Origin of the sequence: Acutalibacter sp. 1XD8-33 (assembly GCF_003612555.1) — a bacterium.
Lineage (GTDB): Bacteria > Bacillota > Clostridia > Oscillospirales > Acutalibacteraceae > Acutalibacter.
This window is the reverse complement of sequence record NZ_RAZF01000005.1, coordinates 1-24,621: the sequence shown is the minus strand read 5'-3', so window position 1 is coordinate 24,621 and position 24,621 is coordinate 1. Positions and strand designations below refer to the sequence as shown.

Genomic DNA, 24,621 nt, shown 5'->3' with positions numbered 1-24,621 from the left:
GAAAAATTCCTATAAAACGGTTTTGCATCCCAAAAGGAAAACTGGTCTGGTAAAAAGGGGGAATGGTTACAAAACGGTAACATTTTAACACAGTTTAGGGGAATTTGCAACCCTTCTTCCTGGGAATTCACATCTTATTAACGATTCGTTCACAGTTTTTGTGCTAAGGGAATTGCCAGGGAACTGGGGACCGATGTAAAGAAATTTTACCATAGCCATTGACAAGCACAGGAAATTGGGGGATAATAAAATGTATATCAATATACGCGGATAACCGCCAGAGAAAGGAATGGTTATATGAAAAACTGTAAGAGCCTGGCCCGGCGGCTTTGGGCGGCCCTGCTTGCCGCAGCATTACTGCTGGCTCAGCCGGTATATACAGCGGCTTCCGCTGGAGAGCAGGCCAGGGACAAGGCTTTTATTTTAGAGACGGAATCGATTCTCGAAGGAGAGGTTTTGGAGGAGGGGCTGGATTCCGGCTCTGTTTTCCGGTCGCCGGAAAACGCCCTGCTGGACGGCTCTTTCTATAGCCGGCTGAACACCCGGCAGAAGGCCTGCTACAGGGCTTTGGAAAGTATCAGCATCGACAGGATTCTTTCCTCTTCCGATCACCGGGTTATTATGGAGATCGAGGGGGTTACCGGCGCAAAGCTGAAAGGACAGGCCTCCGGCGGAGCCTTCAGACCGGCTGCGGACAGCGCCACACAAAAGGAGTATAAGGCCCTGCAGAATGATATGCTGGCGGGCCTGGTTGCCCTGCGCTATGACCGGCCGGACATGCTGTGGCTGGAGGGAGGCGTGGGTCCGGTGTTCCTGTTTACCACCTCCCAGGGCAGCGCCTATGGCACAGTGAGCCGGGCGGGATTTCGCTTTAACCTGCCCTATAATGGCGCGGAGAAATCCATGCGCACCCAGATGATGGAGGCTGCCCAGGATCTTGCCGCCCAGGCGGGCCGGGAGCCGGATACCTATTCCAAGGTGCTGGCCGCCCACAACCTGATCGCGGCGCAGGCCCGCTACAATTATACGCCGGAAACGGAAATTGCAAAGAAGCTCACCCACAGCGCGTACAGTGCCCTCATCGCCGGAGATCAATACGAGCCGGTCTGCGACGGCTACTCCAAGGCTTTCAAGCTGGTCTGCGATATGCTGCGGGTGCCCTGTATTCTGGTAAGCAGCAAGGACCACATGTGGAACAACGTGAAGATGGATGACGGCCGCTGGTACAACGTGGACCTGACCTGGGATGACGGCCGGGGCGCCGGGGACACCACCTATTTTCTGGTGGGCTCTCAGTCGGTGGTAGGAGGGGCGGCGTTTCAGAACCAGCCCTCCCATATTGAGCTGGACCCCTTTACAGATAATAAGGTAACGGTAAGCGGGCAGAAGTATCCCACGAAATGCCCCAGCGCCTATGTGTATTTGGGCCAAGATTACGAACCCCTGCGCTATCCGGACGTAGGCCGGGACGACTGGTTCTTCGACAGCGTGAACCGGGTTTCGGAGCTGGGATATTTCAACGGGGACAGCGCCGGACGCTTCAACCCTAACAAAAATATTACCCGGGCTGAGTTTGCCAAGGTGATGGCGAATGTCCTAAACGCGGACCTGACCCAATATCAAGGGGGTGACAGTTTTCCGGACGTGCCGGCGGACGCATGGTACGCTTCGGTGGCCGTCTGGGCCAAGGAGAACGGGATCATGGAGGGCAGCGGGGGCAAGTTCCGCCCCAAGGACAATATCACCCGCCAGGAGATGTGCCGGGTGCTGGTGAACGCCCTGGAGCTGGGAGAGGCCCAGGAGACGCCCAGCTTTGCGGACAGCGCTTCTATTGCGGAGTGGGCTCGCCCCCAGGTATACGCCTGCTATGAGGCCGGACTGGTGAAGGGCGACCCCAACGGCCGCTTCAACCCCAGAAACTTCGCCAAGCGCAGCGAGGCCGCAACCATGCTCCAGCGCTACGCGGACTCTCTGGAAAGGCCGGAAGAATAAATATAGGGTGACTGATCGCGTGCTTTTTGGAAGTAGTAGGGGGCCTTCGGCGGCACAGCAACGCCGCCTACGGCAAGACCTTGGGGCGTTGCCCCAAACCCCACAAGGGGCCTAACGCCCCTTGACCGCGCAATGTGTTGTGGCTGAGCTAAAACATATAAATCGTTCACGACGAGCAAAGCGAGGAGTGGGCAAAAGTTTTTGATCAAACTTTTTTCAAAAAGTTTGTGGGGTGTGGGGTGAAACCCCACGACCTTGTCAAATACTCAAGAAACCAAAGGACTGATAACAATGAATACAGACTTAGCCAAGGCCTACGAGCCCCAAGAGGTGGAGGGCCGGATCTACGATTTCTGGCTGAAGGGCAGGTACTTCCACGCACAGGTGGATCCCAAGAAAACGCCCTATACCATTATGATGCCGCCGCCCAACGTCACCGACCAGCTCCATGTGGGCCACGCCATGAACATGACCACCCAGGATGTGCTCATCCGCTGGAAGCGGATGCAGGGCTACTCCGCCCTGTGGCTTCCCGGCACGGACCACGCCGCCTTGGCTACCGAGGTGAAGATCGTGGAGGCCCTGCGGAAAGAGGGCCTCACCAAGGAGGGCATGGGCCGGGAAAAATATATGGAGCGCGCCTGGCAGTGGAACGAGAAATACGGCGGGCGCATCACCGAGCAGCTGAAGCTCCTGGGCTCCTCCGCCGACTGGGAGCGCCAGCGCTTTACCCTGGACGATGGCTGCTCCCGGGCCGTGCGTCATGTCTTTGTAAAGCTCTATGAAAAGGGCCTGATCTATCGGGGAGAGCGGATGATCAACTGGTGTCCCCACTGCCGGACCGCCCTCTCCGACGCGGAGGTGGAGTTTGAGGAGAAGGAGGGCTCCTTCTGGCATCTGCGCTATCCTCTGGCGGATGGCTCCGGCTATATCGAGCTGGCCACCACCCGCCCGGAGACTATGCTGGGCGACACCGCCGTGGCCGTGCACCCGGAGGACGAGCGCTACCGGCATCTGGTGGGCAAGAACGTGATCCTGCCCCTGGTGAACCGGGAAATCCCCATCGTGGCCGATGAGTACGTGGAGATGGACTTCGGCACCGGCGTGGTGAAGATCACTCCCGCCCACGACCCCAACGACTTCCTGGTGGGCCAGCGCCACAATCTGCCCGTGATCACCGTCATGGACGAGGGGGGCGTGATCAACGAGAACGGCGGCAAATACGCCGGGATGCCCGGCCTGGAGGCCCGCAGGCAGATTGTTCAGGACCTGGACGAGGCCGGACTGCTCATCAAGGTGGAGCAGATCAAGCACAACGTGGGAGCCTGCCAGCGCTGCCATACCGTGGTGGAGCCCCGGGTTTCCACTCAGTGGTTCGTGAAGATGGAGTCCATGGCAAAGCCCGCCATCGCGGCGGTGCGGGAGAAGAAGATCAGGATCATCCCCGAGCGCATGGAAAAGGTCTACTATAACTGGATGGAGAACATCAAGGACTGGTGTATCTCCCGGCAGATCTGGTGGGGGCATCAGATCCCCGCGTGGTACTGCGACGGCTGCGGGGAGACCTTCGTCTCAGAGGAGGACCTGACCGTCTGTCCCAAGTGCGGCAAGCCCCTGCGCCGGGACGAGGACACCCTGGACACCTGGTTCAGCTCCGCGCTGTGGCCCTTCTCCACCCTGGGCTGGCCGGAGGACACCGAGGACCTGCGGTATTTCTACCCCACCAACACTCTGGTCACCGCCTACGACATCATCTTCTTCTGGGTGGCCCGGATGATTTTCTCCGGCATCGAGCAGATGGGGGAGATCCCCTTTGACACGGTGCTGTTCCACGGCCTGGTCCGGGACGCCCAGGGCCGGAAGATGAGTAAGTCCCTGGGCAACGGCGTGGACCCGGTGGAGGTGATCGACAAGTATGGTGCCGACGCCCTGCGCCTGACCATCATCACCGGCACCAGCCCGGGCAACGACACCCGGTACTCCGATGAAAAGGTGGCGGCCAGCCGGAACTTCGCCAACAAGATCTGGAACGCGGCCCGCTTCCTCCATATGAACATTGACGGCAAGGACGTGCCCTGCCGCCTGCCGAAGACCCTGACCCTGGAGGACAAATGGATCGTCAGCAAGTTTAACCGGGTGGCCCGGGACATGACGGAGAACCTGGAGAAATTCGAGCTGGGCGTGGCGGTGCAGAAGGTGTACGACTTCCTCTGGGGGGATTTCTGCGACTGGTACATCGAGCTGGCGAAGCTGCGCCTGACCGGCGGGGACGAGGCCTCCGCCCAGGGGGTCCGGCAGGTGCTGGTGTGGGTGATGAGCAGCACCCTGAAGCTGCTGCACCCCTTCATGCCCTTCATCACCGAGGAGATCTGGCAGAGCCTGCCCCACGAGGGCGAGGCCCTGATGATCGCGCCCTGGCCGGAGTTCGACCCGGCCCTGGACTTCCCCATGGAGGAGGCGGAGCTGGAGAAGGTCATGGAGCTGATCACCGCCGTGCGCACCCGGCGCGCCGAGATGAACGTGCCCCCCGCCCGGAAGGCCCATCTGTACGTGGAGACCGGCGCGCCCAAGGCCTTCCTGGAGGAGGCCGGCGCCATTGCCCGGCTGGCCTACTGTGCCGGCGTGGAGGTGGGGGAGAGCTTCGACCTGCCCGGCGCCGTGACGGTGGTGACCTCCGGCTGCCGCGCCTATCTGCCCATGGACGACCTTATCGACCGGGCGGCGGAGCGGGCCCGGCTGGAAAAGGAGCTGGCCTCCGCCCAGAAGCAGCTGGATACGGTGAAGTCCAAGCTGGGCAACGAGACCTTCATGAGCAAGGCCCCGGAAAAGGTGATCGCGGGCGTGCGCCAGAACGGCGAGAAGCTGGAGGAGCAGGTCCGGCGGATCCAGGAGGCCCTGGCCGCGTTGTAAACTATGGCTTTTGAAAGTGATGATGGCCTCTGGCAGCTTAGAGTTGATCCAAATCAAAGATTTGGTCAACTCTTGGGCCTAAAAGTTCGTTAGACTTCGTCTTACGAACTCTGCCCCTAAGAACCCCACCACCTTTGAAAAGGTGGACGAAACTTTTTCCCTGGTTAGTTTTATCGCACTCAACTAACCAACGTAAAAGTTTTGCTCGAGCTTTTTCAAAAGCTCGTGGGAGTTTGAGGGCAACGCCCTCAAGGTCTTGCCCTTGACCTTAACACCTGAGAAGCGCAATTTTTGCGGGGTGAATTGGCGCAAAGCGCCAAGAGGAAACTTTTTGCAAGAGAAAAAAGTTTCCTAGTTCCGGAGAATGCCATCGCCGGGCGGAGGCACATAGCCAATTCGCCCGCGCTGGCCCTGTGCCCCGCAATCAGCCAGCGCGCACACTCACGCGCCCATAAAAAAACAAACTCTTACAATTCCCCAATATACTCAAAAAACATCCAAGGAGGAAAAATCATGGCTCTCATTCAATGCAATTTCTTTTCCAAGTCCCTGATGCGCACGGTGCCCATCCAGGTGGTTCTACCCACGGACAAAATGGTGTTCCCCGGCCAGCCCGAGCCCGAGGAGAAGCCCTTCAAGACCCTCTATCTGCTCCACGGCATCTTCGGCAACTACACCGACTGGGTCTCCGGCACCCGGGTGCAGGCCTGGGCCCAGGACCGGAACCTCTGCGTGGTGATGCCCAGCGGCGACAACAGCTTCTATGTGGACAACCGGAAAACCAGCGCCCTCTACGGCTCCTTTATCAGCAAGGATCTGGTGGAGTTCACCCGCAAGAGCTTCCCCCTGTCCCGCAAGCGGGAGGATACCTTCATCGGCGGGCTCTCTATGGGCGGCTTCGGGGCCATTGTCAACGGCCTCCAGCACCCGGAGACCTTCGGCGCCATCTGCGGACTTTCCGCCGCGCTGGTGCTCAACGAGCAGAATCTGAACTCGGAGTACACGGATTTCCTCATGACCAATCGGGGCTATTACGAGTCTGTGTTCGGCGACCTCACGAAGGTGCTGGGCGGCGAGAACGATTACACCGCTCTGGCGGAGAAGCAGGCCGGCCGGGAGGACAGGCCCAGGATCTATCTGGCCTGCGGCACCGAGGATGGGCTCATCGCGCCCAACTATGTTTTCCGGGACAAGCTCCAGGAGCTGGGCTATGACGTGACCTGGCAGGAGGGCCCCGGCGGCCACGACTGGCAGTTCTGGGACACCTATATCCTCAAGGTGATGGAGTGGCTTCCTCTGGAGGGCGTCTCCCAGGGAGTGAGCTCCGGCCATGTGACTGAGTAAATTCCGGAAGCTATGAAATCCCAGGGGCCGTTTGAACCCCTTCGCAAATATGGACTTTTCTGCAGGGGGCTCAAAACGGAGCGGGCGAAGTCCCTCCACCACGGTCTGCCGCCACGGACAGAGTAGTGGGACAATGGAGGAGAATTTGTACTGCTGGAACCTCCAATTGATACATATGCTTTTTTGAGGTAAGAACCGATGAGCTATTATAAAAAAATTGTAGGGGAACGAGTCTATCTTTCACCCGTTGATCCCAACGAGGTAGAGCTCTATCTAAAATGGATGAATGAGGATCGGACGCTCGCGGTGAATTTTCATCAATTCAGTCAGATGGTTTCGTCAAAAAACGATTTGCGATGGTTATACGAACCGCCAAAGGACATGCATCGTTTTGCGATTGTGCTTCTTGAAAACGATGGCTTGATAGGAAGTATAAGCCTTCACAATATCGACCACCTGAACCGCAATGCTTTTATAGGAATTTTTATCGGCGGAGAGGGGTACAGGGGACAGGGGTATGGCGCAGAAGCGATTCGCTTGATTCTCAAATATGGATTTCACACAATGAATCTCCATAGCATAAACCTTTCTGTCAACGCGAACAACCCTGCGGGCATTTCCTGTTATAAAAAAGTGGGATTTCGGGAGGTTGGGAGATTGCCCGAGGCACTTTTTGTAGACGGCAGATATGTGGACAAAATTTTTATGGCGGTACTGGAGGATGAATTTGACGGCATCTGAAAGCAAAACCGGTTTCTGTGAGGGATCGAGGTGTGGCTGCAGGCAGGCCAAAGGGTTTCAGGGAAGCAACGGTCATGAGAGCCTGAAAGGTGGCAAAGAGTTCAAAAAAGTAAAAATTATGTAAAGTGAGGTCCGCTTCATGAGAGACGAGACAAAATGCCTGCACGCCGGGTATACGCCGAAAAATGGCGAACCCAGGGTGTTGCCCATCGTGCAGAGCACTACTTATGTATATGATTCCGCCGCGGAGGTAGCCGCCATTTTTGATGACCCTACCAAGGGCCTGTGCTACTCCCGCTTCGGCAACCCCACCGTGATGGCGGTGGAGGAGAAGATTGCCCAGCTGGAGGGGGGCGTGGGGGCTATGTGTACCACCTCCGGGCAGGCGGCGACCCTCCTCTCCATCCTCAATATCTGTCAGGCGGGGGACAGCATTGTCAGTCTGCCCACCATATATGGGGGCACCATCAACCTGTTCAGCTTCACCCTGAAGAAGCTGGGGATCGAGTGCATCTATGTGGACGGCGATTCCACCGACGAGGAGATCAAGGCGGCATTCCAGCCCAACACCAAGCTGGTTTTCGGCGAGACCATCGCCAACCCGGCCCTGAAGGTGCTGGACATCGCCCGCTTTGCCAACATCGCCCACGAGATGGGCGTGCCCATGATCGTGGACAACACTTTCGCCACGCCTGTTTTATGTAAACCGTTCCAGTTTGGCGCGGACATCGTCATCCACTCCACTACCAAATATATGGACGGCCACGCGGTGCAGGTGGGTGGCGTGATCGTGGACAGCGGAAACTTTGACTGGACCAATGGCAAGTTCCCGGAGCTCACGGAGCCGGATGAGTCCTACCATGGCATCTCCTACACCCGGCAGTATGGGAAGATGGCCTATATCATCAAGGCCCGGATGCAGCTGATGCGGGATTTCGGCGTGTATCCTGCGGCCCATTCGGCTTTCCTCTTGAACCTAGGCCTGGAAACGCTGTCTGTGCGGATGAAGCAGTATTGTGAGAATGCCTTGGCTGTGGCGGAGTATCTGGAGAGGTCTCCGGCGGTAGAGAGCGTGAACTATCCCGGCCTGCCCTTCAGCCCGGACTACGCCCTGGCCCAGAAATATCTCAAGGGATGCAGCGGGGTGGTCTCCTTCATTATAAAAGGCGGACGGCCCGCCGCTGCCAGGTTCATGGACGCCCTGCGCCTGGCCTCCAACGAGGTGCATGTAGCCGATATTCGCACCTGCGTCTTGCACCCAGCCAGCGAAACCCACCGGCAGCTGACAGACGAGCAGCTGGCCGCCGCCGGTATTGACGGCGGAATGATCCGGTTCTCTGTGGGCCTGGAAAATATAGAGGATATTTTGGAAGATCTGGAGGAGGCTCTTGCCTCTATCTGAAAAGGGAGGAAAACCATGTCTCTAGTCCATTTGAATTTTGAAAGCGCCTATCTGGGCAACAATACCGATGTGAACATCATCCTGCCGGACCGGCCCAAGGACATACCGGCCAAGGAATTCTTTGGCAGCGGGGAAACGTACAAGGTGCTCTGGCTGCTCCACGGCACCTTCGGCGACTACACCGACTGGATCCGCAAATCTAACATCGAACCGTATGCCAGCCAGCGAAATCTGATCGTTGTGATGCCCAGCGCCGCCAATGCGAATTATGTAAACTGGCCGGGCTTTGCCACCGGATATCACGCCTGGGATTACCTCACCGAAGAGCTGATGCCCCTAGTGCAGAACTGGTTCCCCGCCTCCAAAAAGCGGGAGGACAATTTTATCGCCGGGCTCTCCATGGGCGGAAACGGGGCCATGCAGTACGCCGCCGGCCATCCGGAGCTCTTTGCCGGAGCCGCCAGTCTATCCAACGCCCCCAGCAATCTGCGGGAGATCAAGGAACCCAAATATGAGGGGAATGCCCAGGGTGGGGATTTGGCTGCCTTTAACCGCCGGGTGCAGAATGTGATCGATAATTTCGGCGGGCTGGAAGGGTATGTGAATTCCCCTGTAAACGTATGGGACAAACTGCCGGAGCTGATGAAGGCGGGAACTCTGCCCAAGCTCTACTTCTGTTGCGGGGAGGAGGATCCCCTGATCTGGGAAAAATTCCAGAAGTTCCAGGCCTACGCGGAAGAAATCGGCCTGCCCGCCCGGTTTGACCGGGATCCTGGCTATACCCATGAATGGAGGTATTGGGACCTGACCATTCAGCGGGCGCTGGACTACTTCGGGATTACACCTATCGTAAACGCGCTTGAAAATCAGTAGATACCGATTTTTCTTAGAAACTGTACCGATAGGATATGCCGGAAAGGGGAATACAAACGCCTATAAAAGAGGGTTGAAAGCTGTCTGCAATGGTATACTTTGCTCATGCCAATTCGACAAATGAAAATTCGGATAGGGCTATAAGTGGAAAGAAGTGCCGCAATGAAATACTTGATAAAATATAGCATAGATTTTACAGTGTTGGTGTTCCTGTATGCTTTCGTCTTTTTTAGGAAGTGGAGGCTCCAGGGCAAAGATATCCTGCTTGTCAACACGCTCATGTACGCCTATCTCTCGTTCGTGCTCTTGTTTACCATGATGCCGGTGATCGCATCCATCCCATCTATACTGGATCATCCCTATAAGCCCATGAATCTGGCGCCGTTTATTGACGTTTTTTTGGGGAGAGGGGATTTTTTCAGGCAAGTAGTCTTGAACGTTATCATGACACTCCCCTTCGGCTTTCTATTTCCTCTGACTCGGGACAAAAAAGCCAAATTTGGCGCGACAGTGTTTTTCTGCTTCTTGATGAGCTTGGGTATCGAGCTCTTACAGCCGTTCTTCGATCGCTCCTCGGACATCACGGATCTGATTACGAATGTGATCGGCGGAGTGCTTGGCTATGGCCTTTATGTTATTTTTAAGCCGATCACTTTCTGGGTTTTGGAACGCTTGAAAGCAAGATAACGGATTGTTTTTTAGTAAATTTCCATTTATGAGGGGGATTTCATCTTTTGGGTGAAATCCCCCTTGACAAATGTTCTCTTGGTACAGCTTCTTAGCCCCCCTGCCTGATTTGAACGAGGCCCGGAGCAAAGAGGGGGTTTCCCGGGATACCTAAAAAGGCCGGACCAGTTTTATAGTAAACTGGCCCGGCTTTTCTCTATTCTTTTTCAAAGCTCGTTCCAGAGAGGCGCAATCTTCCTTCGGCCTATAAGCGTCTCTGGCTCCCGGGAAGAGGGCCTATAGTAAACGCACTTGAAACTCGGTAAATACGATTTTCAAGCTGGGCGGCTCAGGAAGTTGTGACCTCCCCGCCTGGTTCACAAGAGGTGATTCTACCTCGTGTGAACTGCGTTAATTATATTCCCCGCCGGCTCCCGCCACGTTAATGTTTTTGAGCCTTAGGCCATAGGGTCCGGAGTAGCCAGCGGATTCATAACGATCGCTGGAGAAGGCCATTTCGCCCTGGCACTCAAACAGACTGCCATTGATAGAGCCTCCGGTCACCGGAGTAACCTTGCCATTTTCGATTAGATAGGCCAAACGGATTTCCCCGCCGAAATGCCCGCTCATGGAGTCCATCTGGAAGTCGGAGAAGGTGACCGCCCACAGGCAGGGCCCGGCCTTCAGCTCCTCAAAGGGCACGCCGGTGTTCAGGCAGCGGAGCTTCCGATACACGCCGGTGGGATTGACCCCCAGGTAGCGGCAGAAGCGGTTCGCGCCGTAGATGGACTTCAGCTCCCCGCCCCGCACAAGGGGCAGGTCCTCCATGGGGATGCCCTCCTCGCTGTAGGGCTGGGTGGCGCACAGGTCGATGTCCAGTTTCGCGCCGGAGATCTCCTCCCCCTGCACGTGCTCCCCCAGCTTCCAGGTGGAGTAGCCGGGGTAGATCATGTGGGCGGCGGCGCGGTCCTCGTAGTAGGAGAGCACCGTGCGCACGCTCTCGCCGCTGAGCACCACGTCGTACTGGCCGCTCTTCAGGATCCGCTGGGCCCGGGCCCGGTCCCGGACAAAGGTGAGGGCCTCCTCCACCTTCTTGGAGAGGGCGTCCGTGTTCAGGGCGTCGTAGGAGTAGATATTGTGGATCTCCACGTCCTCCGGCTCCCTGCACTGGACCACGAACTCCCCGTTGAGCCGGGCGTCGGTGTAGGCGGCGTCCGTGCCCTGGGAGGAGAGGATGTGGCGGCGGCTGCGGGAGACGAAGATTTCGGCGGAGTTGACGAAGGCGTCCTCGTGCACGTCCGGGGTGAAGATGGCCCGGGCGGCCTTTCCGGCGCTCTCCGCCAGGAGGGCCTCCGCGAGCTCCCCGGTCTTTTCCATGATGGGGGCCTCTACGGGGTCTGGCAGGTCGAAATAGGGGTTGGCGGCGAACTGGGCGGCGTAGTAGGCGGATTCCAGCTCCTGGCGCAGCTGCCCGTCGCTCATGGACTCCAGCAGGGTGATCTGGGTGGAGCCACGGGCGGGCTTGTCCTCCTGGCCCTCCACGTCCCGGAACACCGTGATTTTGAACTTGCGCACGTCCTTGAAGCGCCGGGTGTCCAGCTGCTTCTTCACGAAAAAGAGCTCGGCGGTCTCCTCGGTGAAGTCCTCCAGAATCCACAGGGACACGCCGCAGTCCTTCAGCGCTTGCTTGATTCTCTCAATCATCTTGTTACCTCCTTAACCCAGTCGGATTCTGGCTTTCATATAGGGGCCGCCGTCGGAGACCTTGACCCACTCCTTATAGCCCTTGCCGCAGAAGCCACCGCCGGCCAGCTCCAGATCGGAGCCCATCATGGTGACGGATTTCAGCAGGTCGGGCACATAGCCTGTGAGAACGATGGGGGAGAAGATTTTCCCGGTGAGTTTGCCGTCCTTGATCTCCCGGGCTACGCTGACCATGCACTGGATGCCCCAGTTTTTCGGGTCCTCCATGCCAGAGCTGGGCCGCTCCAGCAAAAAGCCGTAGTCGATGGAGGCAATCATTTCCTGGGGGGTATGGGACCCCGCCTCGAAATAGGTGTTGGTCATGCGGGTATAGGCCTTGCGCTCGTAGCTCTCCCGGCGGCCGTTGCCCGTGGGCTTCACCCCTAGCCGGGCCGCGCTGAGGGCGTCGCACATACCGGTTTTCAGCACGCCCTTGTCGATCACCATCGTGTCTCCAGTGAGGGTGCCTTCATCGTCAAAATACATGGTGGCCGCCTCGTCCACGGTGCTGCCGTCGTGCATGGTGACCAGCTTGCTGGCAACATATTCATTGATGTAATTTTTGCCCAGGGCCCGGTCCTTCACAAACATATCCATCTCCACGCCATGGCCAAAAGCCTCGTGGACGATCATGCCGGTGGTGTCCGGGTCGCAGACGCAGTCGTACTCTCCGGGCGGGATAGGCTCTGAGTCCAGCATCTCGATGGTCTCCCGGGAGACCTGCTCCACGGCGCTTTCCACCTGATCCAGAACCTCCACGCCACCCAGGTTGGAGAAGCCCTTGTAGCTGTTTTTCAGCTCCTGGCCCCGGGCGGCCAGCATGGAGAGGCCGCAGGTGGTCCACATGAGGGTCTGGTCCAGGTCCCGGTTCTTGCTGAGGAACAGCTTGCGGCAGCAGCGGTAAGCCATGCCCAGGCTGGCGTCCAGAATGCGTTCATCGGTTTTTAGGGCCTTTTCCCGGATGGCTTTCAGCTTGGAGAGAATGGCCTCGTCGCCCATCGCCCGGGGGTCAACCTGGAACCGCGCCCCTTTCTTCAGCTGAGCGGGATCATCGGCAGGGATGGGGGTGGGCAGGGGTTGAAATCCCCCCAGGGCCTGATTCTGCTCTGCCAGCCGGCGGGCCAGCAGGGCGCGGATCTCGGGGATTTGCTCCTCGGAGAACTGGTTGAAGGAGTATTCGGCGCAGCCGGTGGAATCAAAGACCCGGACCACAAAGCCGGTGCCGCCGCCGAAGCCGGAGGCGTTTAGGACCACGCCGCCCTGGGTGACGCCCCAGCGCCGCCAGTCGTCCTCCACAGCCAGCAGAGAGGCGTAGGGATACTCCTCCGAGAGGGCGGAAACCAGCTTTTTCAAAGCGGGTTTGATGGAATCGAAAGAAGAAAACACAACAGTACCTCCTCGCGTGCAGAATATAGAACCAAACCCATTGTACCTCGTCAGGTGAGGTTTGTCAAGAAAATCTTTCCAAGGCTTTAGAGCACGAAATCCGAAAAATTTTATGGCAACAACAGTGACCGGTCCAGCTGGTTAAAACTTGGCAGCTTTTTGGTGGTGAATTGGCGCGCACCGGGCACGGTGCGTTGGGCGGGCTCTCTGCCCGCGGAGCTGGCCCCGCCCCGCTCGGGTTCGTCCTTCGGACGAACCGCCGGACAAACGGGCAAAGCCCGTTTGCCTACGGCCATTTTGCGGCGAGCCGCAAAATGCGAGCGGGGGGCGGATGCGGAGAAAGTCAGCTTGGTGAAGTGGGCAGGCCTTTCGTTCGCTTTGCAAATGCAAAGCGAAATAGGGGGTCTCGCCTGCCGGCTCGGTCGGCGCTGGTCTCCGGTGGAGACCAGCGCCCCCATACGTGGGTTTCTTGCGGGAAACAGTCCACCGGACTGTTTCCCTATCTTCCCGCGTTGTTTTCTCAGGCGTTTTAAGGCCAAGGGCAAGACCTTGGAGGCTCTGCCTCCAAACCACCGCGAGCTTTTGAAAAAGCTCGAGCAAAACTTTTTCCCTGGTTAGCTGAGTGCGTGGAGGTCAGCTGAGTGCGTGATCATCTGAACGCGCGGATGCCCACGGCTCTGCCATGGACCGCGAGCGCCGTGCCCGAAGTCCGCTCCGGGCCCGGACGCGTTTTCCAAAAACAAAAGCCGCAGAGGAAATCCCCTGCGGCGAATCTGCAAGATAGCCCGCCCGACCGTAATGCGCATCTCAATAACCTGCCTACAAAGAGAAACAGGTGGGTGCCCTCCCGCGTGGTTCACGCTCCCTTCGTCCAACCACAGTCTAGCTGGGCCGGGAGGTCTGCAATCCGCAGGCGGAGGGGGGCTCCCTATGATTTGAGTGTAGGGTTATATGTGCGCAGTCCGCGAATCGGGCAGACAGCATGGTGAATCAGTCGTCCGGCGTGTCGTAATAGGCCTCGTTGAAACGGGTTTCAAAGATATCAGCCAGCTTATCCAGCAGGGCGTCGTCCTCCACCTCTTGAAGCTGTTCCTCGCCATCCTCTTCGACAACCTCGAAGATATAGTAGGTCTCCGCGTCGGAGGCCATATCCTCCGGATCCTGCTGGGTGGGCACCAGGGCCATGAAATGCCCCTCGTCGTTTTCCAGCTCGTCGATGATCTCAAATTCGTGCTCCTGGCCGTCGTCGTCAATCAGAGTGATCAGATCGGCCTCAAATCCGGTATCCATAGTCCTCGGCTCCTTTCTGTTAGGATTATTGTACCGAAAACCGGCGGCAAAGTCAAGATGAAAATCATTGAAATTTTTCCGCAATTCTTACTCTGCCCCAAAAATCCGGCAAAATGGGCCTGACAGAGGATTTTTCAGCGGGGCGGGGGAGCGTTGTAAAAATTTGCGAAATTTTTTTAAAAAATTTGAAAAAAGCTATTGACAAACGGGAACGGACCCGCTATAATGTAGGCAGATGAAACGAAACAGTGGATTCTAAAAGAAAAGCAGTCCAAAGCAAACACTGCAGAGGCCGGAAGTAGGAGGATCGCGGAGGCGTTCCAAGCGAAAACGGTGGGGAGAGGCAGAGCCGCAGACGTTGAAACAGGCGTCGAAGCAATCCAGACAGAAGAGGGTCCTGAGCCAGAGAAATCCGGAGAGAAAAGAATCTTGAGTCAAAGCGATCCGGAGGGAAGAGGAGCTTGATCCGAAGAAAAAGGACTTCTGGCGGGAGCCAAGCGGCAGACGATGCAGAGTTGCTGAATCTGAGACGGAAAGGCGGGTGGGTCCAATGGACACGATCATCGAAGAACAACAGTCAGGCGGGCCCGAGGTCCGCAGCTGAATATAGATGAAGGAAAATCAACATAGAAGGGCGGGTTTTAAGAAATTAGCGTTTCTGTAAACCGTATTGGATCTTTCTCAGCGAGTACGGATCTGTCCTGATATCGCAATTTGCGTAGCTTGGTAAAGCGTATTCAGATGTTTGGATGCGAGATTTGCAGGACGGTATGGATGTACTAGAAAGGAAATTACGCCCATGGGCTCTTAAAATGATTTTATAAAAAATCACGGAAAGGTCTAACTTCATCGAATAATAGAAGGTCCTCAGGGAAATGCCTGAGGGCCTTTTTGTTTTGAAGAGGAATCGGAAGCAGACGCCGCTTCTATAAGTTTACCAGTTGAAAAACAGCTTTGGATATGCTATACTGTAGAGAATATGAGATTTATCCATAGATATAGCTGGAATCCCCGGAAAAAGAGGTTGTGACATGGGAAATGATATCGCCATTGACTTGGGCACCGCCAGGTTCAAAGTCTACCAGGACGGCAAGGGCATTGTGCTCAACGAGCCCGCCATTGTGGCTGTGGATAATATGACCGACGAGATCATTGCCATCGGCACAGAGGCTTATGGCATGTTGGGCCGCACCTCTGACCGGGTTACTGTGGCAAGGCCCTTAAGTAACGGCGTAATCTCGGACCTGTCTTTGGCAGAGCACCTGATTGCCTATTACCTTCGCGTGGTGGGACGCAGCCGGGTTTTTGCCCCGCGGGTTGTGGTGAGTATTCCATGTGGGGTGACAGAGGTGGAGAAGAGGGCGGTGGTGGACGCCATCGGCGCGGCGGGGGTACGAAAGGTCTGCTTAATTGAAGAGCCTGTGGCGGCCGCTATTGGAGCAGGCGTGGATATTTCCGCGCCGCACGGGTGTATGATTGTGGATGTGGGGGAGGGGGCCACGGATATGGCTGTGATCTCTCTCAACGGTATCGCGATTGCCAACTCCACCCATGTGGCTGGGATGGATTTCAACGAGGCCATCGTCAAGTATGTGCGGCGACGGTTTAATCTGATCATCGGCGACCGTATGGCGGAGGCGGCAAAGATCGCCGTGGGCTGCGCCTATCCCCGCCGGAAGCTGATCTCCTTTACCCTCAAAGGCTTGGACGCGGGCAGCGGCCTGCCCCGTACCACGGTCATTACTTCCGATGACATGATCGAGGCGCTAATCGAGCCGGCGATTGCCATTGTGCGTACCGTGCAGTCCACCCTGGAGCAGACCCCGCCGGAGCTTCTGGCGGACATCTTCACTGACGGCATTTACTTGACAGGGGGGTCGGCGAACTTATATGGCCTCTCCACCTTGCTCTATAAAAAGACGAAGATTCCGGTGCAGACCTTCGACTGCCCGGAGAACTGCGTGGTGATCGGCGCTGGAAAAGCAATTAAGTACATAGACAAATTGGATCGGGGAGAGCATGGGAAAATTAATCCCCTTATGCCCTATAATTAGTCGGTCTTTGGAATTTCTGCCGGAGAAAGGATGGCGTGTTGTATGGAGAGAGCAGAGGGGAAGAAGCGAAAGATTCCCTGGGGAATGCTGTACATTGGGGCCACTATCGTTGCAGTGTTGCTGTTTGGCCTGTTCAACCGGGAGTTTGGCAACGTGTTTTACACGATTACGCACTTGACGCCTGGATTTCTGACCGCAGCCGTGGCGATTACAGTGGCTTACTTCTTTTTTGAAGGGGGGATTATCCGCCTGCTGATGAATAGTCAGAATATTGCCATGAGCCTCTGGTCCAGCATGAAGATCGGCCTCATTGGCATCTACTATTCCTACATTACCCCTAGCTCTACCGGAGGCCAGCCCATGCAGGCAGCTTATCTCCGCCGGGACAAGATCCCTGTTGGGCTCTCCACGGCGGTGCTGATTATGAAATTTTTCTGCTTTCAGTGCGCCTTTGTGTTCTGCTCTCTGATTTCCATTCTTTTTATGCGTGAAAAGATCGCCCGGGAAAACCCGGGGATCCTGCCGTTTATCGCGGTAGGGCTGATCATCAACGGAGCCTCCATTCTGTTTTTCGGGTCCATGTTTTTCCGGCCGGTGCTGGGGGCGGTGTGCCGTTTTGCCAAGTGGCTGGCCGGACGGTTTCCCAAGCTCTCCCAGCGGTTCCATGTGAGGGAAACGGTTGATAAGTTTGAGGCGGATTTCGACAGCTACACCGATGATTTCAAGGAGAAGAAAAAAAGCGTCCTTTGGGGGATACTTCTCTCTGTGCCCCAGTTTGTGCTTCAAATGAGCGTGCTCTATTTTGTGTTCCGATCTTTTGGATATCATCAGGCCGGATTTTTCGAAATCTTTGCCATGCAGAGTCTGCTGCAGGTTTCGGTATCCTTCATGCCAATGCCTGGGGCTTCGGGAGCCCAGGAAATCGGCTTCTCCAATTTTTTGCGCCCCTATTTTGTGAACAACGACCTCTATGCGGCGGTAATGGTCTGGCGCTTTTTCACCTATTACCTGGTGGTGATTGCCGGGGCTATCCTGGTGGTGGTGGACCAGTTCCTCTATGGGCGGAAAAAAGCGGGGACTTCTGAGGAGGAATTGTCCCAGGGAAACTAGGAGTGACACGGAACGGCATAGGATGGATATGCCATGCCTCCCTGGGGTGGTGGAAGGTGGACTATTTCTCTTGGGCGATATCACAGCCCAGCTCGTCAATCTTCTCCCGTAGCTGGAGGAAGTCCTCAAAGGCAGCGGGCTTTTGGCCGGGATTGCGCAACAGAGCGGCGGGGTGGAGGGTTGCCATCATCAGGGTGCCGGTTTTCTCCAAGAAAATCCCGTGCTCCTTGGTGATCTTGATATCCGGTTTCATGATCCGTATAGCGGCTACCCGTCCTAAGCATACTACAATTCTAGGCCGGATCAGGGCAAATTGATTGCGCAGCCAGGGAATGCAAGCCTCCTGTTCGTCAGGTGAAGGATCGCGGTTTTGAGGAGGACGGCATTTTACGATATTGGCAATATAGACATTGGTTTTCCTGTCTAAGTCCACGGCAGCCAAAAACTTATCCAGCAGCTGCCCGCCCCGGCCCACAAAAGGCTCTCCTTGTAGGTCCTCGTTTTCTCCGGGGCCCTCGCCCACGAACATCACTTTGGCTTTCCGATTTCCTACACCAAATACCACATGATGACGGTCTTGGCAGAGCCCGCATTTTTGGCAGTTTCGGCAGGCGGATTCCAGCTCTTCCCAGGATTGATACATAATGCAGCCCCTTTCAGCTCCTGATATTTATACCGAAAGAATTGGTATGGCTTCTTATAGTATATCACTTCTTCCAAACGCACACAAGCTGAACGGGAAAAGTTTTCATCGTTCAGAAATGCCAAGCGCTGCCGCCGGCAGAGTCGTGGACCCGACCGGCGGCAGCATGGTTTTGCTGTGGATGGGGAACAGGGGGACTATTCTCGCTTGTCTGGAAGTGGCAGAGATATAAGCAGGTCATCCACAGCGACTTCAAATTCGTCCGCAAGAGCGAAGAGATGAGACACATGCACATCAGTATCCCTTTTAGTCCAGTTGCGGATCTGACGGTCAGAGCATTTACAGTCTGCCGCAATTTGCTCCTGACTTTTCCCGCTGGAGCAGATAAGGGAACGAAGTTTTTGCGCGCTGAGCAATTTGACGCTCTCGATTTCCATGCAATCACCCCCTTCCTATACACATATAGCATAAGAGGAAATGAATTGCCGAACCAGGAAGATACTTTCCCAAAAATGTCAGTATCGCTGCGTATCAGCCGGAAAACAAATTTTTTTTGCGAAAGCGGCCGTTGTACAGCGGATCCGAAAGAATAGCCGGGCCGTACGGGGGAAGAGAGAGGATTTTTATACATAGATAGAAAAAAAGCAGTATAGTCTCAAAAGGCTATACTACTTTTTTCTAAAAATTATTTTGATTCTTTACAAGTTCCGAATAGAGAAAAAAAGCGGCGCCAGAGGCTTCTTAGAGTACTTCGAGGCGGAAAACACCTTGGACCTATCGCCCTTTGCTATAGAGCAACCACCGCGCCGGCCGGATAATGATCTGATAGATAGATCCCGTCCTGGCTGTCTTTTACCAGGAAAGCGTCTTTATAGGGTAATGTGGTGAAAATGTAATCGATTTTCTGAGGCTCGTCCAGCCGGCCGAAATTGTGGTAAGTCCCGCCCAGGGCTTGGGTCGCGTCCGCCAGAATCCCACCGCAGCCGCTGAAGCCATTGGCGCTTTGATATACCAAACTGTCCGGAAAAGCGTTAAAGTCCCCGGTAAGGACCACCGGGAGGGGACGCTTGGCATAGTCCGCAGCCATGCGGGAGAGAATAAGGGTCAGGCCCTGAGCCTGGGCGGTGGGGCCCTCGTGATCCAGGTGGGTGTTGTAAAACCGCAGCAGCCGGCCGGTGTCCCGATGACGGACTGTAGCGCAGGTGCAGATTCGGGGACAACCGCTTTGATCTGTGGCAAACCGGCTACCTGGCAAGCTGGGCGTGTCCGAGAGCCAGAAACAATCCAGCTCTGCCAGATCAAAGGCGGCCCGGCGGAACAGGATGGGATTGCTTTCTCCCTGCAGGTCAGACTCCCGCCCAAGCCCGCAGACCTCGTATTCCGGAAAATTCTCTGCCAGCCACTGGCGCATATGGGGGATAGTTTCCTGAAATCCCACAATATCCGCCTGGAAGCCGGGAAAACGATCCCGAATATATGCGCGGCGGCTGGTAAAGGAATTTTTTCCGTCCCCGGGCACGTCCACCCGCAGATTATAGGTAAATACGCGGATATCCGCCATAGCTTACAGGATGATCTCGCCGTCGACAGTGCCCGGCAGGGCGGCGGCGTTGGATTCGTCAGTGTCTACATGCATGGCCAAAGCGTATTTGGGGCTCACCCGGCAGACCACGTCTCCAAAAACCAGGGCACGGCCATTATAGTCGACTTTTACAGATACGATCTGCTTATCCTCTACGCCGGCCTCCTTAGCCTCGTCGGGGTTAAAGTGAATATGGCGTTTCGCGGCAATCACGCCCTTCTCAATGACAACCTCTCCGGCGGGCCCCTTCAGGGTGCAGCCAGGGGTCCCCTCTAAGTCTCCGGACTCCCGGATGGGGGCAGTGACGCCCAGCTTTCTGGCATCGGTGAGGGAGACTTCCACCTGGGTTTCGGGACGGGTGGGACCCAGAATGGACATGGACATGGAGCCCTTGGGGCCAATGACCTCCACCTTCTCAGCACAGGCAAACTGGCCGGGCTGGGACAGGTCCTTTTTGTTGGTAAGGACGGCTTCGGGGCCGAACAGGGTGGCCAGATCCGCCTGGGACACATGAACGTGGTGAGCGGAAGTTTCAACCATGACTTTCATTGGGATATCCTCCTAAAAAATGGAAATTTTGTATTTTCATTATACTACTGCCAGGCGGAAAAATCAACCCAAATCCCGCCTGGATGATACGCCGGACAGACGGGAGTCATAGATTAGCGAATACATCCATCTGCCGTTTCAGCTCGCCTACAATGGCCTGATTTGCGTCCATACGGTCTGTAATGCCGGCCATGTCGTCTACCAGGCCGCGGGTGCTACCGGCGGCGCCGTTGACGCCTGAAACCGCGTCGTCAATAGCGCCCGAAATCTCGGAAATGGAGCTGGCAATTTCATCCATGGCGGTTCTCAGCCGGACTGTCCGGTCATGGAAGGCCTCCATAGCCTGCTTGATATAGTCTGAATCCACCCGGTACTGCTGCCCGGCATGGACAGACAGCTCCAGCTGGGAGAGAAGCGTTTTTCCAAGATAACCGGCCAGCTCCTGGGCGCTGCTGGAAAGGTAGTCCACAGCGCTCGTCACCACCATACTGACCTCTTGGATATGGTTTGCGGTTTCCGCGCAGGAGTCGGCCAGCTGACGGACTTCCCGGGCGACAATGGCAAAGCCCTTTCCGGCCTCTCCGGCCCGGGAGGCTTCGATGGAGGCGTTGACGGCGATCAGATCGGTGGAAGAGGAGATGGAGAGGATGTCCTTTGTCAGAATGCCGATCTGGCTGACGCTGCGGCTCTTCTCAATGGCCTGATCCAGCGTTGACATGATCTCCGCCGTTTTTGCCCGAACCGTTTCCATCTCATTGCGGGCGGACCGTTCCATCTCCTCGGCGCGGCCCCGCATTTCTGCCGAATAGGCCGTGATGGCAGCGCATTCCTCCGCCATGTTTTTGGCGTCGCCCCGCATATCGGAGGCGCTGACGGTAATGGCGGCGGAGCTTCCCGCAGTGCCCTCCAAGGCGGCGGAGAGGCGCTCGGTGAGGGCGGAAAGGCTGCGGACATTGCCGCTGGAGGTTCCCACCCGGCGGCGGACCTCGCCCACCACTTCGGTGATGCGTTCAGAGCTGTTCTGCAGCATCCCCATCGCGTCCCGGATGGGGGCGATAACGTGCTTTCGGACAATCCGGAACGCGGCGGCTACCAGCAGGATGCCAATGGCCAGAGTGATCGTGCTGGTGACCAGGGAGATGAGATAAACCACGGAAAGGCGGTCTCGGGCCTTATCCGCCAGGGCGCCGACAGAGGAGGAAAGGGCGTCAATATTCTCCTCCGCCGCCCCGCTCCAAAGAGCCACGTCGTCGTTCGCCATGGCATAGGCTTCCTGGGTTTTGCTGTCCGCGCTGGCGCAGACCAAATGGACCAGAGCCTGTTTAAAGGCGGCGTAATTGCTTAGCAGGGAACGGTAGGTTTCCTTATCGCTGTCAGGAACAGAGGCCTCGTAGGAATTCAGTTTTTCGTCCAGGACAGCCTCCTCTTCCTTGATTTCCTGAACCAACTGGATCATGGTGAGGTGGTCCGCCGCCACGATATGGGACAGGGCCAGCCGGTGGATGTCCATCAGGGAACGCCGGATGTCCTCCAGATCCTCTTCGCAGGCCATATACTCGTCTACAATGGTTCCGGCGTTGCCGTGGACGTTGTTAATGCTGAAAACCGCAAGAATATTTGACAGCAGCGTCACCATCCCCAGCAAAACGATGGGCAGAATCAAGCGCTGCTGTAATGTCAGATTGCCTTTCATATGCCAGCTCCTTCTGAATTGGAAATAGTATCGTTTTCCTACTTTACCGTGCTGTGACGCCTTCCACCAACCGGTCTAGCTGGGCCTGAAGGGGGTCGTCCGCAGGGTTTCCCTGGGCCATATTACCGGCAAATTCAGCGACAGGGTCCCAGAATTTGCCGCCTACCCGCTGGAGCTGGGAAAAATTCGACTGGGCCAGCAGAGCCGCGATGGCGGGCGAGGACTGAACCTCGGAAGAGCTGGCGGCATTGGCATTGGCGGGCCCTTGGCCTCTCATCTGAAAGCGCAGCCGTTGGTTGGGCTCGCTTGTGATCCATTCCGCCAGGCGCGCCGCCCATTCCGGGTGTTGGGAATAGGCATTCACGCCGATGAGCTTGCAGCCGGAGAAAGAGGCCATTTGCAGCTGCTGTCCCGCGCAGGTGTATGTAGGCAGTTTGGCCGCGCCGGTGTTTTCTCCCCAGGCCTCTTGGATAGCCACATCATTCCAGACACCGCTGACTCCGGCGATGATGGAACCGTCCTGAACGCCCAGCAAAAATTCTTCGTCCGTGCAGCTGGCAAAGCCTGGGCTGGCCGCAATGGACAGCATAGCCTCAGCCACATCCACTCCTTGAATAGGCCCTTCGGCGCTGTTCCAGGTACAATAGTTGGTCAGGCCGTCCGCATTCAGTCCAACCTCTAGCCCGGTATTTCCAAAGAAGGCGTAAACATACCAGGCAGAGGACCAGTCCATGGCCATCAGCCGTCCGGCCTGAGCGGCAACCTCCAGTATCCTGTCCAGCTGCTGGACGTCCTCCTCGGAAAAATAGGCCTTGTTATAATAGAGAAAATACCCATTGTCCGCTGTTAACGGATAGGCATAGAGGGTGTCTCCCACACTGGCTGCTTCTACAGCGGCCGGCAGAGAAGAGCTGCGGACCACGCTCTCATCTGCGAGAGGATCCAGGCCCCCGGCGGCGGCCAGGGCGGCCACCTGGTCGTCCGCGAAGGTGAACACGTCGGCGCCGTTTTCCAGATCTCCTAGAAGCGCGTCCTTACAGTGGGATTCGCTTTGGGGCTGATAGGTGATGAGGAAGTCCGCTTCTCCGGCATAATGGCTTTGAAAAGAATCCAGGATACCCTGAAGCAGTTCCTCGTCCTCTTCCGCTCCCCATACGGTCAGCTCTATGGTCTCCTTTGCTGGTTGACTGCTGGAAGAAGGTGTCTGCTGGCCAGTGCAGGCGGCCAGCATGGCCAGAGCCCAGGCGCACAGCGCCCAAAAGGCGAGTTTCTTTTTCATATAGGACGGTCCCCCTATTATTTCTGCTGGAATGAATTATAACATTTTTGGGGATGGTTTTCAAGATGCTGATGTTTTGGCAGCGTCTATTGCGGGAAGTTTTTTTCTGATTAACTTTTCTCCGCGTTAAGGCGTGTTCAGCTGATGGGCGTTATATATTATATTAGGAAAACAAGCAAAGATAAGTTCAAATACTATTCAGTTGTTAAAAGAGTATCTGGCAGCAACTTTAGATAAAGAATCTGAAAGAGGTAGAAGATTTAGGCTTTGTGATGTATCCCCAAAGAGATCCTTTTGATGAACTGAACCAAGTTGGATATTGGTGTTTCATAAAGGTTCTTCCAGAAAAAATTTCTGAATTTCTGGGGTATGTGGACTCCTTTGATTTTTATTACCTCTATCGAGAGTTTAACTTTCATAAGTTTCAATCAGCCTGGCTGTTAAATCTGCGTCGACATGTTCTAGAAGAAATTGCAAAAGATACAATAGTAAAAGAAAGAATCCGTTTATCAATTACGGAAACATTGAATGAGATTCAGGTAGAGGCACGCGATAGAGAGCAGCTACAATATATCTTGACACATTACTTTTGTTAAGCGGATTGTGTGCAGTTTGAGAGTTCAGATACACCCATCAATTTTGTAAAAATATCTTTTTGGTCGTGGGTTCACAAAAGGAGACAAAAGCATTTTAGAGGCTTTTGTCTCCTTTTTTATACTCCAAAATTCTGTTGATGAAACAAAAAGCGTAGAATAACATCGCAATCAACACTTTTTTGTTCTTATATACAAGAAACACCGAATAATCCACTAATCATGTTCAACAGAAGAAAAAGCGAAATCAATTCCACTAATTTGTAGGTTCTACTTGAAAATGCTTGAGCGACCCATTATAATGTAGGAAAGGAAGATAACCGTGAAGCTATCCCCGTTGGAATCAAAAATCTTTGGCAAGGTGTGCTATGGCTTTTGACGCGACAAGAACAAGAGAGTAGAAACAGTTCAGCCGGAGGCCGAAATTGTGCGTGAGATATTTGCCCTTTGCCTGTCAGGAAACAGTTTGGAGAAAATTTCAAGAGCACTTGCGCAAGCAAGGGATTCCTTCTCCATCCGGGAGGACTGTGTGGAGCCGTGATGTGCTGAATAAGCTGTTAAACAACTATAAGTACACGTTTGGCATTATTGACCACGCCACATACTTTGCTGTGGAGGAAATGAAATCAAGTCGGTGTAGAAATCCCAATCGGAATGTGGAGGACGATGAAGAATGGAACGAGCAAGTCAATCTGAGCTACTATGGGCCTACGCGATAACGAGGGATGAGTATGCCAAGAGGCTAAGTGAAAAATCACTGCTCAAAGCGAA

20 protein-coding genes and 1 other RNA gene are annotated in these 24,621 nt (G+C 55.5%); 11 read left to right on the top strand and 10 right to left on the bottom strand.

The window, feature by feature from the left end; all coding sequences use genetic code 11:
• Positions 1 to 297: 297 nt before the first annotated feature.
• The 7 genes from D7X94_RS05600 (at position 298) to D7X94_RS05570 (ending at position 9,949) form a co-directional block, all read left to right on the top strand.
• Positions 298 to 1,992: an S-layer homology domain-containing protein gene (locus D7X94_RS05600; RefSeq protein WP_120426753.1), complete on the top strand. Its 1,695-nt coding sequence runs from the start codon at positions 298 to 300 to the stop codon at positions 1,990 to 1,992.
• Between the two features lie 291 nt (positions 1,993 to 2,283).
• A complete protein-coding gene (locus tag D7X94_RS05595; RefSeq protein ID WP_120426752.1) occupies positions 2,284 to 4,902 on the top strand; it encodes a valine--tRNA ligase in 2,619 nt (872 codons plus the stop codon).
• Positions 4,903 to 5,415: 513 nt separating this feature from the next.
• Positions 5,416 to 6,246: an alpha/beta hydrolase gene (locus D7X94_RS05590; protein WP_120426751.1), complete on the top strand. Its 831-nt coding sequence runs from the start codon at positions 5,416 to 5,418 to the stop codon at positions 6,244 to 6,246.
• A gap of 198 nt (positions 6,247 to 6,444) precedes the next feature.
• Complete coding sequence (locus D7X94_RS05585) at positions 6,445 to 6,987, top strand: GNAT family N-acetyltransferase (protein WP_120426750.1); 543 nt, start codon at positions 6,445 to 6,447, stop codon at positions 6,985 to 6,987.
• A gap of 139 nt (positions 6,988 to 7,126) precedes the next feature.
• Positions 7,127 to 8,389, top strand: coding sequence for an O-acetylhomoserine aminocarboxypropyltransferase/cysteine synthase family protein (locus D7X94_RS05580; RefSeq protein WP_120426749.1), 1,263 nt, complete (start codon positions 7,127 to 7,129; stop codon positions 8,387 to 8,389).
• A gap of 15 nt (positions 8,390 to 8,404) precedes the next feature.
• Positions 8,405 to 9,262 carry an alpha/beta hydrolase gene (locus D7X94_RS05575; protein WP_120426748.1) on the top strand — a complete coding sequence of 286 codons (858 nt, stop codon included), beginning with the start codon at positions 8,405 to 8,407 and terminating at the stop codon, positions 9,260 to 9,262.
• Between the two features lie 162 nt (positions 9,263 to 9,424).
• Positions 9,425 to 9,949 carry a VanZ family protein gene (locus tag D7X94_RS05570; RefSeq protein ID WP_120426747.1) on the top strand — a complete coding sequence of 175 codons (525 nt, stop codon included), beginning with the start codon at positions 9,425 to 9,427 and terminating at the stop codon, positions 9,947 to 9,949.
• A gap of 390 nt (positions 9,950 to 10,339) precedes the next feature.
• Here the strand turns inward: D7X94_RS05570 and D7X94_RS05565 are convergent, their stop codons facing one another.
• From D7X94_RS05565 to D7X94_RS05545, 4 genes are all read right to left on the bottom strand, one after another.
• Positions 10,340 to 11,632 carry a metallopeptidase TldD-related protein gene (locus tag D7X94_RS05565; protein ID WP_120426746.1) on the bottom strand — a complete coding sequence of 431 codons (1,293 nt, stop codon included), beginning with the start codon at positions 11,630 to 11,632 and terminating at the stop codon, positions 10,340 to 10,342.
• A gap of 12 nt (positions 11,633 to 11,644) precedes the next feature.
• A complete protein-coding gene (locus D7X94_RS05560; RefSeq protein ID WP_243111200.1) occupies positions 11,645 to 13,057 on the bottom strand; it encodes a TldD/PmbA family protein in 1,413 nt (470 codons plus the stop codon).
• Positions 13,058 to 13,835: 778 nt separating this feature from the next.
• Positions 13,836 to 14,040, bottom strand: a non-coding RNA gene (gene ssrS / locus D7X94_RS05550) — 6S RNA.
• Between the two features lie 7 nt (positions 14,041 to 14,047).
• On the bottom strand, positions 14,048 to 14,347 hold the full coding sequence (locus D7X94_RS05545) for a DUF1292 domain-containing protein (protein ID WP_120426743.1): 300 nt from the start codon (positions 14,345 to 14,347) through the stop codon (positions 14,048 to 14,050).
• 1,031 nt (positions 14,348 to 15,378) lie between these two features.
• Between D7X94_RS05545 and D7X94_RS05540 the strand changes: the two genes are divergently transcribed.
• The gene (locus D7X94_RS05540; RefSeq protein WP_120426742.1) at positions 15,379 to 16,401 is read left to right on the top strand and encodes a rod shape-determining protein; all 1,023 of its coding nucleotides are present in this window, start codon (positions 15,379 to 15,381) and stop codon (positions 16,399 to 16,401) included.
• A gap of 42 nt (positions 16,402 to 16,443) precedes the next feature.
• Positions 16,444 to 17,511: a lysylphosphatidylglycerol synthase transmembrane domain-containing protein gene (locus D7X94_RS05535; RefSeq protein WP_158590908.1), complete on the top strand. Its 1,068-nt coding sequence runs from the start codon at positions 16,444 to 16,446 to the stop codon at positions 17,509 to 17,511.
• Between the two features lie 61 nt (positions 17,512 to 17,572).
• On the opposite strand, the gene D7X94_RS05530 is transcribed toward D7X94_RS05535, so the two are convergent.
• The 6 genes from D7X94_RS05530 to D7X94_RS05505 all read right to left on the bottom strand — a co-directional run bounded on the left by D7X94_RS05530 (position 17,573) and on the right by D7X94_RS05505 (position 23,257).
• The gene (locus D7X94_RS05530) at positions 17,573 to 18,154 is read right to left on the bottom strand and encodes a uracil-DNA glycosylase (RefSeq protein WP_120426740.1); all 582 of its coding nucleotides are present in this window, start codon (positions 18,152 to 18,154) and stop codon (positions 17,573 to 17,575) included.
• A gap of 197 nt (positions 18,155 to 18,351) precedes the next feature.
• On the bottom strand, positions 18,352 to 18,591 hold the full coding sequence (locus tag D7X94_RS05525) for a helix-turn-helix domain-containing protein (protein ID WP_120426739.1): 240 nt from the start codon (positions 18,589 to 18,591) through the stop codon (positions 18,352 to 18,354).
• A gap of 350 nt (positions 18,592 to 18,941) precedes the next feature.
• Complete coding sequence (locus D7X94_RS05520; protein ID WP_120426738.1) at positions 18,942 to 19,715, bottom strand: endonuclease/exonuclease/phosphatase family protein; 774 nt, start codon at positions 19,713 to 19,715, stop codon at positions 18,942 to 18,944.
• A 3-nt stretch (positions 19,716 to 19,718) separates the two neighbouring features.
• On the bottom strand, positions 19,719 to 20,285 hold the full coding sequence (locus D7X94_RS05515; RefSeq protein WP_199715023.1) for a PduL/EutD family phosphate acyltransferase: 567 nt from the start codon (positions 20,283 to 20,285) through the stop codon (positions 19,719 to 19,721).
• 106 nt (positions 20,286 to 20,391) lie between these two features.
• On the bottom strand, positions 20,392 to 21,978 hold the full coding sequence (locus tag D7X94_RS05510) for a methyl-accepting chemotaxis protein (protein WP_120426736.1): 1,587 nt from the start codon (positions 21,976 to 21,978) through the stop codon (positions 20,392 to 20,394).
• A 43-nt stretch (positions 21,979 to 22,021) separates the two neighbouring features.
• A complete protein-coding gene (locus D7X94_RS05505; RefSeq protein ID WP_120426735.1) occupies positions 22,022 to 23,257 on the bottom strand; it encodes an extracellular solute-binding protein in 1,236 nt (411 codons plus the stop codon).
• Positions 23,258 to 23,526: 269 nt separating this feature from the next.
• On the opposite strand from D7X94_RS05505, the gene D7X94_RS05500 reads away from it, so the two are divergent.
• Both D7X94_RS05500 and D7X94_RS18360 read left to right on the top strand, forming a co-directional pair.
• A complete protein-coding gene (locus D7X94_RS05500) occupies positions 23,527 to 23,853 on the top strand; it encodes a hypothetical protein (RefSeq protein ID WP_147401669.1) in 327 nt (108 codons plus the stop codon).
• Positions 23,854 to 24,392: 539 nt separating this feature from the next.
• Entirely contained in the window at positions 24,393 to 24,569 is a 177-nt protein-coding gene (locus D7X94_RS18360) for a hypothetical protein (RefSeq protein WP_158590907.1), read from the top strand.
• Positions 24,570 to 24,621: the final 52 nt, after the last annotated feature.

Excerpts from the sequence above, each read along its gene's own strand:
- D7X94_RS05600 (WP_120426753.1), top strand. The coding sequence starts at position 298 with ATGAAAAACTGTAAGAGCCTGGCCCGGCGGCTTTGGGCGGCCCTGCTT.
- D7X94_RS05515 (WP_199715023.1), bottom strand. The coding sequence starts at position 20,285 with ATGAAAGTCATGGTTGAAACTTCCGCTCACCACGTTCATGTGTCCCAG.
- D7X94_RS05585 (WP_120426750.1), top strand. The coding sequence starts at position 6,445 with ATGAGCTATTATAAAAAAATTGTAGGGGAACGAGTCTATCTTTCACCC.
- D7X94_RS05520 (WP_120426738.1), bottom strand. The coding sequence starts at position 19,715 with ATGGCGGATATCCGCGTATTTACCTATAATCTGCGGGTGGACGTGCCC.
- D7X94_RS05595 (WP_120426752.1), top strand. The coding sequence starts at position 2,284 with ATGAATACAGACTTAGCCAAGGCCTACGAGCCCCAAGAGGTGGAGGGC.
- D7X94_RS05590 (WP_120426751.1), top strand. The coding sequence starts at position 5,416 with ATGGCTCTCATTCAATGCAATTTCTTTTCCAAGTCCCTGATGCGCACG.
- D7X94_RS05575 (WP_120426748.1), top strand. The coding sequence starts at position 8,405 with ATGTCTCTAGTCCATTTGAATTTTGAAAGCGCCTATCTGGGCAACAAT.
- D7X94_RS05570 (WP_120426747.1), top strand. The coding sequence starts at position 9,425 with ATGAAATACTTGATAAAATATAGCATAGATTTTACAGTGTTGGTGTTC.
- D7X94_RS05510 (WP_120426736.1), bottom strand. The coding sequence starts at position 21,978 with ATGAAAGGCAATCTGACATTACAGCAGCGCTTGATTCTGCCCATCGTT.
- D7X94_RS05540 (WP_120426742.1), top strand. The coding sequence starts at position 15,379 with ATGGGAAATGATATCGCCATTGACTTGGGCACCGCCAGGTTCAAAGTC.
- D7X94_RS05505 (WP_120426735.1), bottom strand. The coding sequence starts at position 23,257 with ATGAAAAAGAAACTCGCCTTTTGGGCGCTGTGCGCCTGGGCTCTGGCC.
- D7X94_RS05545 (WP_120426743.1), bottom strand. The coding sequence starts at position 14,347 with ATGGATACCGGATTTGAGGCCGATCTGATCACTCTGATTGACGACGAC.
- D7X94_RS05530 (WP_120426740.1), bottom strand. The coding sequence starts at position 18,154 with ATGTATCAATCCTGGGAAGAGCTGGAATCCGCCTGCCGAAACTGCCAA.
- D7X94_RS05565 (WP_120426746.1), bottom strand. The coding sequence starts at position 11,632 with ATGATTGAGAGAATCAAGCAAGCGCTGAAGGACTGCGGCGTGTCCCTG.
- D7X94_RS05525 (WP_120426739.1), bottom strand. The coding sequence starts at position 18,591 with ATGGAAATCGAGAGCGTCAAATTGCTCAGCGCGCAAAAACTTCGTTCC.
- D7X94_RS05580 (WP_120426749.1), top strand. The coding sequence starts at position 7,127 with ATGAGAGACGAGACAAAATGCCTGCACGCCGGGTATACGCCGAAAAAT.
- D7X94_RS05535 (WP_158590908.1), top strand. The coding sequence starts at position 16,444 with ATGGAGAGAGCAGAGGGGAAGAAGCGAAAGATTCCCTGGGGAATGCTG.